Genomic DNA, 15,085 nt, shown 5'->3' with positions numbered 1-15,085 from the left:
GCGGGACGGCGGGGCGTCGATAAGCGAGGGGCTCTTAGAACAGCCCAGTCTCGTTCTCGTCGTAGGAGACGAGCAAGTTCTTGGTCTGCTGGTAGTGGCCCAGCATCATGAGGTGGTTCTCGCGGCCGATGCCGGACTGCTTGTAGCCGCCGAACGCCGCGTGGGCCGGGTAGGAGTGGTACTGGTTTACCCACACGCGACCAGCCTGAATGGCGCGGCCGGCGCGGTAGATTGTGTTCTGGCTGCGGGACCACACGCCGGCACCGAGACCGTAGATCGTGTCGTTGGCAATGCGGATCGCCTCGTCGTAGTCCTTGAAGGTGGTCACGGACATGACCGGGCCGAAGATCTCGTCCTGGAAAATCTTCATGTCGTTGGTGCCCTTGAACACGGTCGGCTCAATGTAGAAGCCGTTCTCCAGCCCCTCGAGCTTGTTCACGTGGCCGCCGGTGAGCGTCTCCGCACCCTCCTTCGGGCCGAGCTCCAGGTAGCTGGTGATCTTGTCCATCTGCTCCTGCGACGCCTGGGCACCCATCTGCACGTCCGTATCCAGCGGGTTGCCCACCTTGATCTGCTTCACGCGCTGCACGCCGAGCTCGAGGAACTCGTCCGCGATGGACTCGTGGATCAGGGCGCGCGACGGGCAGGTGCAGACCTCGCCCTGGTTCAGCGCAAACATTGCGAAGCCCTCGATGGCTTTCTGCTTGAAGCTGTCATCGCGCGCGAGCACGTCCTCAAAGAACAGGGACGGGGACTTACCACCCAGCTCCAGGGTGACCGGGATGATCTTGTCCGCGGCCGCCTTGTTGATGATCTTGCCCACCTGGGTCGAGCCGGTAAACGCGATCTTGGCAATGCGGTCGGAGCCGCTCAGCGCCGCACCCGCCTCGTCGCCGTAGCCGTTCACCACGTTGACCACGCCAGCCGGGATGAGGTCGCCCACCAGGTCCATCAGGTAGAGGATGGAGGCCGGGGTCTGCTCCGCCGGCTTCACCACCACGGCGTTGCCCGCAGCCAGGGCCGGGGCGAGCTTCCACACCGCCATGAGCAGCGGGAAGTTCCACGGGATGATCTGGCCGACCACGCCGAGCGGCTCGTTGAAGTGGTAGGCGACCATGTTGTCATCGATCTGGCTGAGGCGGCCCTCCTGGGCGCGGATCGCGCCCGCAAAGTAGCGGAAGTGGTCAATCGCCAACGGGATGTCGGCGGCGAGCGTCTCACGCACAGCCTTGCCGTTCTCCCAGGTCTCGGCCACCGCGATGTCCTCGAGGTGCTCCTCCATGCGGTCCGCGATGCGGTGCAGCATGAGCGCACGCTCCGCCACCGAGGTCTTCCCGAACGCGGGCGCCGCCTTGTGCGCGGCGTCCAGCGCCAGGTTGATGTCCACCTCCTTGCCACGCGCGACGCGGCAGAAGGTCTCACCGGTGACCGGGGTGATGTTGTCAAAGTACTCGCCGTCCACCGGCGCGACCCAGTCGCCGCCAATGTAGTTGTCGTACTGCTCGCGGTACTTCACGCTGGAGCCGGCGGTGCCGGGGTTGGGGTAGACAGTCACGTTCTGTTTCCTTTCGCGGTTTAGGGATGGAATGTGACCCACCCTACACCACAGGACAGACGAGAGCTAGGGCATAGCGCCTATCGACGCCCCGCCAACCCCTCACACCTGCTCAAAACGGGATGCACGCCCCTGCCCCTTCGGGACTATGTCGCCCCTGTCCGCTATCCCATCCAAGAGGCGCTTCGACGTCCCCCGAGCGACGCCGGTAAGACGCATAAAATCACCAGTAGTGATCGCTTCGTGGACGCTCAGCCAACGCTCGACAGTGCACGTCGCCTCCAACGGGTCAGTGGTTCGGTACGGCAGCAACTCGCGCACCGGATCTTCGTTGCGATGCCGCTCAATTCGGTCCACCGTGGTCTCCCCGAGCACCCACACATCGTTGTACTTGGCAACGATCGGGGTAGCGTCGACAAGCGTCTGCTTCGCCACATCGAGCGCTGCCTGTGCAGACTCCACAGAAGCCTGGAGCTGCTCTGCGAGCTGAGACGGAGTGATAAACGGGTGATAAAGAAGGTGGTAAAGCAAAATGCTCAGGCGATAATCCTCCTTGCGCTCCGCAGGCCGCAAAGCGTTCATAACCTCCAGCACGGGTGTGGAAGGCATGCCGCCACGCAACGTGACTTCAACGGAAACACCACTTACCTCTTCAATCTGCGGCGGGTTGTGCCCGAGCGCGATCATCGCCCGGTACATACGGTCAATGCCGACCCCCTGCTTATCCACAAGCCCGGTCGCGCGGAACAAGTCCGCAAGCGCCGGGTACCTCGCTTCACGCTGCGTGAGAATGTTTGACGCATTTACATGTCCTACGAATCCGCCCGGACTGTGGACTTCCAGCATCGCGTCCGAATCAGTCCACCGCACCTCCGTCGGCCCGGACCTGTTCCAATCTCGGTGAATAACACCGTTGAGGACCGCTTCACGCACCGCACTGCGCGGTAACTGCCGGATCGGCACGTGGCTAAAACCGTGTTCCACCGTGACCTGAGAGTTGAGCACATCCAGTGCGGTTTCTACTTGATAGATTTGCTCCGCCAACGACTGTTCCGGCACCGGCGCCACTCGGTTGCGCACGCTTCCACTTGGGACATCGAACTGCGTGAGCTCTAGGCCAACGGTTCCCAGGCTAGTTACCAACATCGCTGCAGCAGCAGAAAGTCGACCATCACTGCGGAGCGCCCCAAGAGAGCGGAGGAGCTCCTCATCGGTCTGCTCCCATGGTTCTGCCTGTCGCCACTTTCGCAGGATCGAAAGCGCCTCTGGTCGTGCGTCGGCAGCAGTGCGCTCGGAAGCAATTGCCGTTAGGTCGAAAGACTGCATCGACGCACGATGCTGCCACCACTCCGAGCGATCAACCGGCTGACACGAATCACCTACACGCCAGCGCAAACGATCAGACGTATCCTCAACAGGTGCCGGAGCCTGGCTGACAAGGATAACCAACAACCGAAACCCCTCGACTTGACGCGCCGAAATATCCGGAGCCACCCCGACCCGTGAGTTAATCTCCTGCCTCAGCCAATCAATGCTCAGCTCTGTGCCGAGTAAGCGCCCTGTGCCGTCTTCCACACCTACGATCAGGGCACCACCGCCGGGAGAATTCGCCATGCACGCCACTTCATCGGCAAGCTTGGTGGCAGCATCCGGATTCTCAGGCCGCCCCGGCAACAGCTCGCGCCCCTGCCTACGTCCAGCTTCTTCCTTAAAATCGATCGCCTGGGTTTCTTTTGTCCCCCTGAGACAGCCATCTTCTACCGAATCGAGAATCTGGGCAACCTCGCGCAGCAAGAATGCGCGGTGTTCCATTCCGCCGATCACTGCCATGTCCATCCTCCTCGTGTGCGAATCTCACAACAATCGCCAAAATAGCAAAAGATTGATAGATTAGACACCCCCTTAATCTGTCAATAACTCGCCAAATGACAAAACGCTGACAGATTAGGCACCCCCTTAATCTCACAATGAATCGTCATTCCAAGAGACTCCGGATGATTCTGCGTTCAACTCGACGCCGCGCCCAGCCCGGCCGACTCATGCGTTTCCGCGTATATCTGGCAGAATCAACGGGGTGAACAAGAAGAATTCCCACGACTTCGTCGGCGCGCTCGATACAGAGGCCCACGACGTCGACATGAAGCCCACCCCGGCCGACGCCGCCCAGGAGCTCTCCCAAGAGCCCACCGACCGCGGCGAGGTCATCGCCGCAGATGGTCGCACCGCCGCCGCATGGGCGCTGCGCTTCATCATCATCGTCGCCGCCACCGCGCTGGTGCTCTACCTGCTCAAGTTCGTCTGGATGGGCCTCCTGCCCATCTTCCTCGCCCTCATCGTGTCCACGGTCCTCTGGCCGCCGGTGCGCTGGCTGCGCTCCAAGAAGTTCCCCGCAGCGCTGGCCACCTTCACGGTGATCATCGGCTTCTTCGGCATCATCGGCGGCATCTTCGCTGCGATGGGCCCGACCGTGAAGAAGCAGGGCACGCAGCTCTACGACCAGGCCGGACAGGGCGTCTACCAGATCATCGCCTGGGTCAACGAGCGGGTCGACCCCTCCATCATTGACCCGAACAAGATCCGCGAGCAGATCTCGCAGGTGACCGACGCGCTGCGCGGGCAGGCGTCGAATATCGCTTCCGGCGTCTTCTCCGGCATCGGTGCGATCGCCTCGGTGGGTACCACCCTGGTGCTCACGCTGATCCTCACCTTCTTCTTCCTCAAGGACGGCGACGGCTTCCTCCCCTGGCTGCGCAAGTACGTCGGCGTGAAGGCCGGCTGGCACCTCACCGAGGTCTGCATGCGCTCGTGGAACACGCTCTCCGGATTCATCCGCACGCAGGCAATCGTCTCGGGCGTGGACGCCGTCTTCATCGGCATCGGCCTCCTCGTCCTGGGCGTGCCGCTGTGGCCGGTCCTCGCCGTGGTCACCTTCTTCGCCGGCTTCATCCCGATCGTCGGTGCGTTTACCGCTGGCGCCTTGGCCGTGATCATCGCGCTTGTGTCCAACGGGTTCATGAACGCCGTGTTCGTGCTCATCCTCATCATCGCCGTGCAGCAGATCGAGGGCAACGTCCTCCAGCCGATCCTGCAATCTCAGGCGATGGGCCTGCACGCCGCGATCGTACTGCTCGCTGTCGCACTCGGCGGCACCATCTTCGGCATCGTCGGCGCGTTCCTCGCCGTCCCCGTCGCGGCGGTCGTCGCCGTGTGGTTCCGCTACTGGGCCGAGATGGTCTCGCTGAGGACCGGCGAGATCACGGCGGACGACATTCAAATATCCACCGCGCAGAGCGAGAGCCTGGATTCTAGGGAGGCGTTCCTGGCCGTCCGCAAGCGCATGGCAAGCATGGCCAAGCTGCAGAAACCAGGCCAGAAGGCAACCTTGGGCTCGACGAAGGTGCCGCTTGACGACGCCGCACCCAAGGATTCCGACTAAAAGGTGGACAGATCACGCATCGGTGCTTACCCTGCGCGCCGTACTGATACCGACGAACGAAGGAGCATCGTGGCTGACCTGAACGGTAAGAAGATCGCAATCATCTCCACCAACGGTTTCGAGGATTCCGAGCTGACCTCCCCGAAGGAGGCCGTTGAGGCCGCGGGCGCTACCACCGCCGTCATCGCTCCGGAGACCGGCGAGATCACCGGCAAGAACGGAACGGCCGTGAAGGTGGACCTCACCACCGCGGATGCCAACGCCGCTGATTACGACGCACTCATCCTCCCCGGCGGTACCGGCAACGCCGACGCCATCCGCGTCGATGCCCCGGCCGTCGCACTGGTCAAGGAATTCAAGGCTGCGGACAAGGCCATCGGCGTCATCTGCCACGGTGGCTGGATCCTCACCGACGCCGACCTGCTCAAGGGCGTCAAGCTCACCTCGGTGGCGAACGTGAAGACCGACCTGGTCAACGCCGGCGCCAACTGGGTCGACGAGGAGGTCGTGGTCGACTCCGGCTTCATCTCGTCGCGCACCCCGGCCGACCTCGAGGCCTTCAACGCCGCGCTGGTTGAGGAGTTTGCCAAGTAAACCCTAGGCCGCGTGCACGGTAGCGGGCGCTGCCGGTTTCTCAACGGGAACCGGCGCGCCCGCTTCCGCTTTTTTCGCTTCTCGCGCCTTGCGCACACCGCGCCAGGACAACGCCGCCCCCACCACAAGCACGGCGGCGCGTGCGGCCCACAGCGCCCAGTCGGGCGTGTCGAATGCGGCGAGCACCTTCGGCAGGTTCAACGCCACGATGAGCGTGCCCACGACGCCGCCGAGCAGAATGGGATTCAGCCGCGAGACAAGCCACGCTCCGATCGGGGCGGCGATCACGCCGCCGATCAGCAGCGCAACCACGGCAGCCAGGTTGGCCACCAGGTCGTGCCACATCCCGATGGCAAAGCCGACGGTCGCGGCGGCGGTGACCAGGAACTCCGCGGTGTTCACGGTGCCCACGATGCGGCGCGGTTCGCTCCGGCCCGCGGCCAGCAGCGTGGAGGTGGTCACCGGGCCCCAGCCGCCGCCACCGGTCGCGTCCACGAACCCGCCGAACACGCCCAGCCCGCCGAGGAACGGCACCGAGTGCGGTTTCGCGGAAAGCTTTCGCTGCGTGATCCCGCGGGAGAAGCGGATCATCAGGTTCAGGCCGATGAGCGCCAGGATGAGCGACATCACCGGCTGCGCGGCGTTGGCGGACAGGTTGGAGAGCACGGTCGCGCCGATGAACGCGCCGACCGCGCCCGGCACGCCGATCGACGCCACGACCTTCCAGTCCACGTTGCCAAAGCGCCAGTGCGCCACGCCCGCCGCCAGGGTGGTCCCCAGCTCTGCGGTGTGCACCACCGCGGACGCGCCGGCGGGCCCGAGCCCGGCAAGCATGACCAGCATGGTGGTGGAGGTAGCGCCGAAGCCCATGCCCAGGCCGCCGTCTACAAGCTGCGCCGCCAGGCCGGCGACCGCGATGAGCAGCAGCGTGCTGAATTTATACATGGGGTTCTCCTTCCAGCGCCGCGCGGTAGCGGTCGGCCACAATGTCCGCGAGCGCCGTGGTTAGGGGCTGCGAGGCCGTGGCCTCGGGGAACGGGTGCAGGGCGGCCCGCGCCTGGTCCAGGAGCAGGCCGTCCGAGACGAAGAGCGGGAGTAGGTGGATGGGGGTCTGCGCCGCGCGCTCGGCCAGGGTGTCCGGCCCGCCGCGCGTCGCGGCGATGAGGGACGTTGGGCGCCCAGTTCGCTTTTCGACGCCACCGCGCACCCCCTCGTACCGCGCCGCCTGCTCCGCGTCGGACGTGCCGACTGGGTAGATGACGAGGTGGGCGTGGGGAGGGGCGTCGGCAAGCGCTTGCTCGGCGAGCACCCCGACGAGGTCCTCCCCCAGCCCGATGCTGGAGGCGCGGGTGAGCGGAAGGGACTCGGCGGCGGCCCGCATGTGCGCGGGGACGTCGTTGCGGGCGTGGAAGGCGTTGGTGAATAGGAGCGGGACCACGATGGCGCGGTCCTGGCCAAGCGACGCAAGGTGCCGCGCGGCACCCTCCAGATCGGGCTCGTCGAACTCGAGGTGAGCGTCCGCGCCGGTGACGCCGAGCCGGTCGGCGGCCGCCGTGGTCAGCGCGCGCACGCCGTCGCGGGCCCGCGGGTGGCGAGAACCGTGCGAGAGCGTGAGCAGGGCGACCATGGCGACACCGATCTAGCGCAGGCGCGCGCCCACCAGGCCCGCGGCGAGCGTGTTGCCGGAGGACTGGTCGATGAGCAGGAAGTTGCCCACCGCGCCGCGGGCGGCGTAGTCCTCCACCGGGAGCTCGGCGGCGGTCTGGATGGTCACGTGCGCGATGTCGTTGAGGCGCACCGCGTCCGGGTCGAGGACATCCTTGTCCGCGGAGTCCAGGTCCAGCACGCGGTCCACGCTGACCACGCGGGCGCGCTCGAGGGCCGTGCCGTAGCGCAGCTTCACGGCCTTGCCCGGGGTGACGTCCTTTTCCGAGAGGCCGACCACGGTGGCGGTGAACTCGCGCACGGACTCCGGGCGCGTCCCGGCGGCGAGGAGGTCGCCGCGGACCAGGTCGATCTCGTCGGTAAGCCGCAGCGCGACGGACTCGCCCGCGCGGGCGGACTCCACCTCGCCGTCGGCGGTGTCGATGCCCGCGACGGTGGTGGTGCGGCCGTGCGGCGCGGTCACCGTGTCGCCGACGTGGATGGTGCCGGCGTTAATGCGGCCCGCGTACGCGCGGTAGTCGCTGGCGTGCTCGCGCAGCACGTACTGGATGTTGAAGCGGAAGTCCAGGTCAAGGGCGCGGCCGGAGTTCACCGGCACGTCCTCGAGCACCTCGAGTACCGTCGGGCCGGTGTACCAGTCCATGTTGGTGGAGCGCTCGGCCACGTTGTCGCCCTTGAGCGCGGAGATCGGCACCACGATGGGCTGCTCGATGCCCAGCTCGTGCGCCTTCGCCTCAAAGGTGTCCTTGATCTGGGTAAACGTGTCCTCGGAGTAGTCGACCAGGTCGATTTTGTTCACCGCGAGGATCACGGTGCGCACGCCCAGGAGCTTCGCCACGGTGAGGTGGCGGATCGTTTGCTCGACGACGCCGTTGCGGGCGTCGACAAGCAGGACGACCACCTGGGAGGTGGACATGCCGGTCACCGTGTTGCGGGTGTACTGCACATGCCCCGGGGTGTCGGCGAGGATGAAGGTGCGCTTGTCGGTAGCGAAGTAACGGTAGGCCACGTCGATGGTGATGCCCTGCTCGCGCTCGGCGCGGAGGCCGTCCACGAGCAGGCTCAGGTCCAGGCCCTCGAAGCCGCGGTCCGCCGAGCTCTGCTCAACGGAGGCGAGCTGGTCGGCGAGCACGGACTTCGTGTCGTGCAGGAGGCGGCCGACGAAGGTGGACTTGCCGTCGTCGACGGAGCCGGCCGTGCACAGGCGCAGCGTCTGGCGCGAAGCCAACAGGTCGGTGGCGGTGGTCGGGGTTGCGGCAGTCATCAGAAGTAACCTTCCTTCTTACGGTCCTCCATGGCGGACTCGGACAGGCGGTCGTCGGCACGCGTTGCGCCGCGCTCGGTGAGGGTGGAATTGGCGATCTCGGCGAGGACCTCGTCGATCGTGGTTGCGTCGGAGTCAACGGCGCCGGTGCAGCTCATGTCGCCGACGGTGCGGTAGCGCACGCGGCGCGTCTCAAGCGTCTCGCCCTCGCGGGGCCCGCCCCACTCGCCGGCGGTGAGCCACATGCCGTCGCGGTTGAACACCTCGCGGTCGTGCGCGAAGTAGATCGGCGGCAGCTCGATGCCACGCGCGCCGATGTACTCCCACACGTCCGCCTCAGTCCAGTTGGAGATGGGGAACACGCGCACGTTTTCGCCGGGCAGGATCGCACCGTTGTACAGATCCCACAGCTCGGGGCGCTGGCGGCGCGGGTCCCAGCCGCCGAAGGAGTCGCGCACGGAGAAGACGCGCTCCTTCGCGCGGGCGCGCTCCTCGTCGCGGCGCGCGCCGCCGAGCACGGCGTTGTAGCCCACCTCGGCGATCGTCTCTACCAGCGGCACGGTCTGCAGCGGGTTGCGCGTCCCGTCGGGGCGCTCCTGCAGGTCACCGCGGTCGATCCAGTCCTGCACCTCGGCCACGCGCAGGCGGAGCCCATGCTTTTCGACGACCCTGTCACGGAACTCCAGCACCTCCGGGAAGTTGTGGCCCGTGTCCACGTGCAGCAGCTCGATCGGCGCCGTCGCCGGCGCGAAGGCACGCAGCGCCAGCTCCAGGACAACGCAGGAGTCCTTGCCGCCGGAGAACAGCAGGCCAACCTTGTCGAATTGGCCAGCGACCTCCCGCAGGATGTGGATCGACTCGTCTTCCAGCTCTTTCAGGTGCGGCGAGAGCGCACCGCTGCCGGCGCGCTCCCCGTTCGTTGCAACAGTCATGTGGTCCTTCTACTCCTTGTCCCAGGTTCCAGCGATCTAGTCGGTGTGCAGGCCGCACTCGGTCTTCTGCGCAAACGCCCAGCGTCCCGAGCGGGGGTCCTCGCCCTCCGCTACCGGCAACGTACAGGTCTCGCAGCCGATCGAGGGGTAGCTCTGAGTGGTCAGCGGGTGGACAATCAGGTCATTGTCGGCGATGTAGGCGTCGGTGTCCTCCAGCGTCCAGGTCACCAGCGGCGAAATCTTCAGCCGGCCCGTCTTGTCCAGGCTCAACGCGGGCGCCTCGGCGCGGGTCGGGCCGTCGTCGCGGCGCACGCCGGTGATCCAGCCGACGTAGGGGCTCATGTGCACCGCCAGCGGCTCCACCTTGCGCATCCGGCAGCAGGCGGTGGGGTTCCGGCGGTACAGGTTCGGCCCGTACACCTCGTCCTGCTCGGAGCGGCTCAGCTGCGCGGTCGCGCGGACCAGGCGGTTGTCCGGATAACGCTGCTCCACCTTGTCCGCCACTTCGAGGGTCTCCGCGAAGTGGTACTCGGTGTCCAGGAAGAGGAAGTCGGCGCCCGGCAGGAACTGCTTGGACAGCTCCGCCAGAACCGTGTTCTCCATGGACAGCGTGACCACGAGCGGGCCCGGCGCGTGTTCGTGGGCCCAGGTGAGGATGTCGGCCGCGGTGGCGTCGTAAAGCGATGCGGCGTACTTGTCCACGAGCTCGGCGTTGCGCGCGGCGGTAGCCTCGTCGAGCGGTGCGGTCGTGGTCGGGCCGTCGGGGCTGACCTCGGGGTTTTTGTACTGCGAGCTGTCGCCCTGCAAAAGGTTGATCATTTCGTGCCTCCAGTGTTGCGCGCCACCGCGGTGTGCCCGTGGCGAGCGAGTGAATCTTGCAGTGCCTGCGGGGTGGACGGCGCGGGCGCGGGGGCGTGGTCCGGGTCATCCTGCCCGTAGAACTTCACCTCGAAGATACGCAGGCAGGCATCGCACTTCCATGCGAACTCGGTCTCCTCATCCGGCCACAGCCCCTCGCCCGAGCAATATGGGCAGAAGGTCGGGTGGTTGCGGTTCGGGTTCGGCTGGCGGCGAAAGCTCATCGCAGCTGCTCCTCGTCGGCCCGCAGCAGGTACTCGCGGAAGAGTTCGCCCTCTTCGCGGTTGTCCACGTAGTTCTGCACGACGCGGGTGACGTACTCGGTGAGCTCGGTCGACGCCACCTTGTGGCCGCGCAGCTTGCGGCCAAAGTTCGCGCCCTCGCCGACGGTGCCGCCCAGGTGCACCTGGAAGCCCTCGACGCGCTCGCCGTCCGCGTTGGTCACCGTCTGGCCCTTCAGACCGATGTCGGAGACGTGGTGGCGGGCGCAGGCGTTTGGGCAGCCGTTGAGCGAGATGGTGATCGGGCTGTCCAGGTCGCCGAAGCGCTCCTCCAGCTCGTCTGCAAGCTCGATGGCGCGGGACTTGGTGGTCACGTGCGCGAGCTTGCAATACTCGAGCCCGGTGCAGGAGAGCAGGCCGCGGCGGAACTCGCTGGGTTTGGAGTACAGGCCCAGGTTCTCCAGGTCCGCCTGCAGCGCCTCGGCCTTACCCGGGGCGATGTCAAGGATCAGCAGCTCCTTGAACGGGGTGAAGCGCATGGAGGCGGAGCCGTAGCGCTCGACCAGCTCGGCGACCTCGATGAGCTGCTCGCCGGACATGTGACCAAGGGTGGGCTTGACGCCGACGTAGACGTTGCCGTCGCGCTGCTCGTGCACGCCGATGTGGTCGCGGTCGATGAGGTTGGTCGGCGCCTTCGGGCCGTCGGGAAGCGCGTAGCCCAGGTACTCGTTCTCCAGGACCTCGCGGAACTTGGACACGCCCCACTTGGCCACCAGGAACTTCAGGCGGGTGCGGTTGCGGAGGCGTCGGTAGCCGTAATCACGGAAGATTCGAACCACGCCGGCCCACACCTCGGGGACCTGCTCGAGGGCGACAAAGGCGCCGAGGGACTGCGCGAGCATCGGGTTGGTGGACAGGCCGCCGCCGACGTAGCACTCGAAGCCGGGGCCGAGCTCCGGGTGCTCGACGCCGATGAAGGCGAGGTCGTTGATCTCGTGGACGACGTCCTGGCGCGCGTTGCCGGAGATGGCGGTCTTGAACTTGCGCGGGAGGTTCTGGAACTCCTCGTTGGTGACGATCTCTTGGATCTTGCGGATCGCCGGGGTGGCGTCGATGATCTCGTCCTTGGCAATGCCCGCGACCGGCGAGCCCAGGACCACGCGCGGCACGTCGCCGCAGGCGTCCCACGTATTCAGGCCGACAGACTCGAGCTTCTCCCAAATAGTCGGCACATCCTCGATGCGCACCCAGTGCAGCTGGATGTTCTGCCGGTCGGTGAGGTCCACGGTGGAGCGCGCGTAGTCGCGCGAGATCTCGCCGACCACGCGGGCCTGCTCGGTGGAGCAAATGCCGCCGTCGAAGCGGATGCGCATCATGAAGTACTTGTCTTCCAGCACCGAGTTGTCCTCGCCGGTGTGCTCGCCGCCAAGGTTCTGCTTGCGCTGCGTGTACAGGCCGAGCCACTTGAAGCGCGGGTACAGGTCCTCGCGGTCAATCGAGTCGAAGCCACCCTTGGCGTAGGTGTCGATGACGCGCTGCTTGACCTCCAGGACGGGTTCGCGCTGCTTGAGCTCCTCGTCGTGGTTGAGGGGCTCGGTGCCGTCGATAAGCCACTGCCCCTCTGGCTTCTTCGCGCGCTCCTTCACGGCGCGGGTCGCCGTCGATGCTGGCATGCCTTCCTCCTTACTGCACAGACCGAACGGTCTATGGTGTGCGGCACTAAATTTCCGTGCGGTCGAGTTTGCCGTACTGAGCGGTCTACGGCAAGTACTATTTCCTTTCCCCAGCCCATCCAGCGGTTTTTGCCTGAATGTTTTCCAACTTGCACCGATCAGTTCGCTTATCGACGCCACGCCACCCCCACACCCCTTGACACCAACCCATTTTTAGACCAAGCTGTCTGTACGCTATATTGGTCCAATATTAACGGTTCCCTACCTTGAAAGGACACCCTCAATGAGTTTGCGCGTCGCCGTCGTCGGCGCCGGCCCCGCCGGCATTTACGCCTCCGACCTCCTCCTCCGCAACGATGAGCACGACATCCACGTCGACCTCTTCGAGCAGATGCCCGCCCCCTTCGGGCTGATCCGTTACGGCGTCGCGCCCGACCACCCGCGTATCAAGGGCATTGTGAAGTCCCTGCACAAGGTGCTGGACAAGCCGCACCTGCGCCTGCTGGGTAACATCACCATCGGCCGCGACATCACCATTGATGAGCTGCGCGACTACTACGACGCCGTCGTGATCTCCACCGGCGCCGTGCGCGATCGCGAGCTGCGCATCCCGGGCGGCGAGAAGTCCATCGGCGCCGGCGAGTTCGTCGGCTTCTACGACGGCAACCCCCGCTTCGAGCGCGACTGGAACCTGGACGCCCGCGAGGTCGCCGTCATCGGCGTGGGCAACGTCGCACTCGACATCTCCCGCATCCTGGCCAAGACCGGCGACGAGCTCCTGGTCACCGAGATCCCGGACAACGTGTACGAGTCCCTGAAGAACAACAAGGCGGAGACGGTCCACATGTTCGGCCGCCGTGGCCCCGCGCAGGCCAAGTTCACCCCGAAGGAGCTGCGCGAGATGGACCTCTCCGACACCATCCAGGTGCTCGTCGACCCGGAGGACATTGATTATGACGCCACCAGCGAAGAAGTCCGCCGCGCCGACAAGTCCGTCGACCTGAACTGCCAGGTCCTGGAGCAGTACGCCATGCGCGAGCCGGACGACGCGCCGCACAAGATCTACATCCACTTCTTCGAGGAGCCGGTCGAGGTGCTTACCGACGACTCCGGCGCCATCACCGGCCTCCGCACCGAGCGCCAGGAGCTGGACGGCAATGGCGGCATCACGGGCACCGGCAAGTTCACCGACTGGCCAGTCCAGCAGGTCTACCACGCGGTGGGCTACCGCTCCGAGCCCGTCGACGGCGTGCCCTTCGACGTGGAGCGCAACGTCATCCCGAACGACGGCGGCCACGTTCTGGAGACCATCGAGGACGGCGCCGGCTTTGAGGACAAGCTCTACGTCACCGGCTGGATCAAGCGCGGCCCGATCGGCCTGATCGGCAACACCAAGTCCGACGCGAAGGAAACCACCGACATGCTCATCGCCGACGCGGACGCCGGCAAGCTGGCCACCCCGTCGCACACCGGCCCGGACGAGATCCTCGAGCTGCTCGACGAGCGCAACATCCCCTACACCACCTGGGACGGCTGGTACCGACTGGACGAGGCCGAGCGCAAGCTGGGCGAGCAGTCTGCCCTGCCGCGCGAGCGCAAGAAGATCGTCGAGTGGGAGGAAATGGTCGAGCACGCCCGCAACGTGCCGCAGGTGCCCTAGGTATCTCTGGGAGGGCCGGCGAGTGCCGGCCCCTTGAGGTACAAGGCCCCGCCTGATCCGGTGCTAGCATTGCACCGTTTCTATTCGCCGTTGTCGTTTCCGCGCGCAAGGGGCCCAAATGCTTCTCATCCGTCTGCTCGGCAGGTATTCCAAGCAGTACTGGCCGGCCGCGCCCTTCTCAGGATCGGTTTCGGATCTCAAACCCGAGGTCAGCTGCGAATACCCAACCTGGGGGATCTGCACAAAGTAGCAGAAGTCCAGAGGCCGAGGAATGTGGATAGGGCCGCACTTCAGATAAGCTCAGCTTCCCTCACCAAGAGTGCCAGTTGAACGCGGTTATTGATTCCGAGTTCATCAAAAATCTTCGTCAAGTGGGTTTTGACCGTAGCGGTTGATAACAACATCGCTCTCGCTATCTCCTGATTAGTTAAGCTCTGTGCAACTAAGATCGCTATTTCCGTTTCCCTTTCGCTAAGGCCCGCTAGGGCCTGTTGAGCTTGAACCCGCCGATTAACCTGGCCGTCCCGGGTGTACGCGTCAAGCAGGATGCGAGTATGACGAGGGGAAAGAGTGACCTTGCCAGCGGAGGTGTCCCTAATTGCTTGGATTACGGATTCAGGAGGCGCGTCTTTCAATAGGAACCCGATAGCACCGGCCTCAAGGACCTCCATGACGGTCGATTCGTTATCGAATGCAGTCATCATCAATATTGCTTGGCTATGCCCAGTCTTGAGAATCGATTCGGCAACTTGAAGGCCTGCAACGTTTGGCATCCGGACGTCCAGAACAACCACGTCGGGACGCAGACTCGGAAGCTGATCAATAGCCTCAGCACCGCTTCCTGCTTCGCCGACAACTTCGATATCGTCGGTCGCTTGGAGTATGAACTTCAAGCCCCGGCGAACCATCGGATCATCATCCACTAGGTACACACGTATCATCCGATGGTTTCCCTACGCGATCACCGATTTGGGCCAAGGGACTATAACGTGTAGTTCAAAGCGACCGGACCGTTCTCCAAACCGCACAACGCCACCGAACTTGCTTACTCGCCGTTCTACCCGTTTCAAACCCGTCCCACGGCGCTTCTTAACTAGATCTGTCATGTCTAGGGACTTTTTGGACAAGGAGTCCAGGAAGTTTTTGGACAGGATGTCTAGTAGCTTTTTGGACGCCTGCAGCGGTGGAATAGCCGGATGGCTATTCCACTACACAAGCGCAGAAAGG

Annotated in this window: 13 protein-coding genes; 3 read left to right on the top strand and 10 right to left on the bottom strand. The window is 64.9% G+C overall.

From position 1 onward, the window contains the following. Positions 1-34: 34 nt before the first annotated feature. Positions 35-1,555, bottom strand: coding sequence for an aldehyde dehydrogenase family protein (locus tag CKJ85_RS08085; RefSeq protein ID WP_095554000.1), 1,521 nt, complete (start codon positions 1,553-1,555; stop codon positions 35-37). Between the two features lie 102 nt (positions 1,556-1,657). Further along, positions 1,658-3,385, bottom strand: coding sequence for a DUF5635 domain-containing protein (locus CKJ85_RS08080; RefSeq protein WP_095546647.1), 1,728 nt, complete (start codon positions 3,383-3,385; stop codon positions 1,658-1,660). Between the two features lie 307 nt (positions 3,386-3,692). Between CKJ85_RS08080 and CKJ85_RS08075 the strand changes: the two genes are divergently transcribed. Beyond that, positions 3,693-4,991 (top strand): AI-2E family transporter, encoded by a 1,299-nt coding sequence (locus CKJ85_RS08075; RefSeq protein ID WP_095554067.1) that lies wholly within the window; start codon positions 3,693-3,695, stop codon positions 4,989-4,991. Between the two features lie 69 nt (positions 4,992-5,060). Continuing rightward, positions 5,061-5,585: a type 1 glutamine amidotransferase domain-containing protein gene (locus CKJ85_RS08070; RefSeq protein ID WP_095537503.1), complete on the top strand. Its 525-nt coding sequence runs from the start codon at positions 5,061-5,063 to the stop codon at positions 5,583-5,585. Between the two features lie 3 nt (positions 5,586-5,588). Here CKJ85_RS08070 and CKJ85_RS08065 read toward each other — a convergent pair whose 3' ends face one another. From CKJ85_RS08065 to CKJ85_RS08035, 7 genes are read right to left on the bottom strand one after another with little or no spacing between them, the layout of a single operon-like run. Further along, complete coding sequence (locus CKJ85_RS08065) at positions 5,589-6,530, bottom strand: sulfite exporter TauE/SafE family protein (RefSeq protein ID WP_095553999.1); 942 nt, start codon at positions 6,528-6,530, stop codon at positions 5,589-5,591. Further along, complete coding sequence (locus CKJ85_RS08060) at positions 6,523-7,212, bottom strand: sirohydrochlorin chelatase (protein ID WP_095553998.1); 690 nt, start codon at positions 7,210-7,212, stop codon at positions 6,523-6,525. Before CKJ85_RS08060 ends, CKJ85_RS08065 begins: the two co-directional genes overlap by 8 nt. Before the next feature lie 12 nt (positions 7,213-7,224). Beyond that, the gene (locus tag CKJ85_RS08055; protein ID WP_095553997.1) at positions 7,225-8,514 is read right to left on the bottom strand and encodes a sulfate adenylyltransferase subunit 1; all 1,290 of its coding nucleotides are present in this window, start codon (positions 8,512-8,514) and stop codon (positions 7,225-7,227) included. Next, positions 8,514-9,446, bottom strand: a complete 933-nt coding sequence (cysD, locus tag CKJ85_RS08050; RefSeq protein ID WP_095546642.1) for a sulfate adenylyltransferase subunit CysD — start codon at positions 9,444-9,446, stop codon at positions 8,514-8,516. The genes CKJ85_RS08055 and cysD overlap by 1 nt, the downstream gene beginning before the upstream one ends. A 36-nt stretch (positions 9,447-9,482) precedes the next feature. Then, entirely contained in the window at positions 9,483-10,265 is a 783-nt protein-coding gene (locus tag CKJ85_RS08045) for a phosphoadenylyl-sulfate reductase (RefSeq protein WP_095553996.1), read from the bottom strand. Beyond that, complete coding sequence (locus CKJ85_RS08040; protein ID WP_095546640.1) at positions 10,262-10,528, bottom strand: hypothetical protein; 267 nt, start codon at positions 10,526-10,528, stop codon at positions 10,262-10,264. Before CKJ85_RS08040 ends, CKJ85_RS08045 begins: the two co-directional genes overlap by 4 nt. Further along, entirely contained in the window at positions 10,525-12,198 is a 1,674-nt protein-coding gene (locus CKJ85_RS08035) for a nitrite/sulfite reductase (RefSeq protein WP_095553995.1), read from the bottom strand. The genes CKJ85_RS08040 and CKJ85_RS08035 overlap by 4 nt, the downstream gene beginning before the upstream one ends. Before the next feature lie 283 nt (positions 12,199-12,481). On the opposite strand from CKJ85_RS08035, the gene CKJ85_RS08030 reads away from it, so the two are divergent. Further along, positions 12,482-13,858 carry an FAD-dependent oxidoreductase gene (locus CKJ85_RS08030; protein WP_095537495.1) on the top strand — a complete coding sequence of 459 codons (1,377 nt, stop codon included), beginning with the start codon at positions 12,482-12,484 and terminating at the stop codon, positions 13,856-13,858. A gap of 290 nt (positions 13,859-14,148) precedes the next feature. Here the strand turns inward: CKJ85_RS08030 and CKJ85_RS08025 are convergent, their stop codons facing one another. After that, positions 14,149-14,781 (bottom strand): response regulator transcription factor, encoded by a 633-nt coding sequence (locus CKJ85_RS08025; protein WP_233127002.1) that lies wholly within the window; start codon positions 14,779-14,781, stop codon positions 14,149-14,151. Positions 14,782-15,085: the final 304 nt, after the last annotated feature.

Source organism: Corynebacterium sp. NML 150383 (assembly GCF_002285085.1).
Lineage (GTDB): Bacteria > Actinomycetota > Actinomycetes > Mycobacteriales > Mycobacteriaceae > Corynebacterium > Corynebacterium gottingense.
Note: the sequence above shows the minus strand (reverse complement) of the source record. Positions and strands in the feature narration are given on the sequence as shown.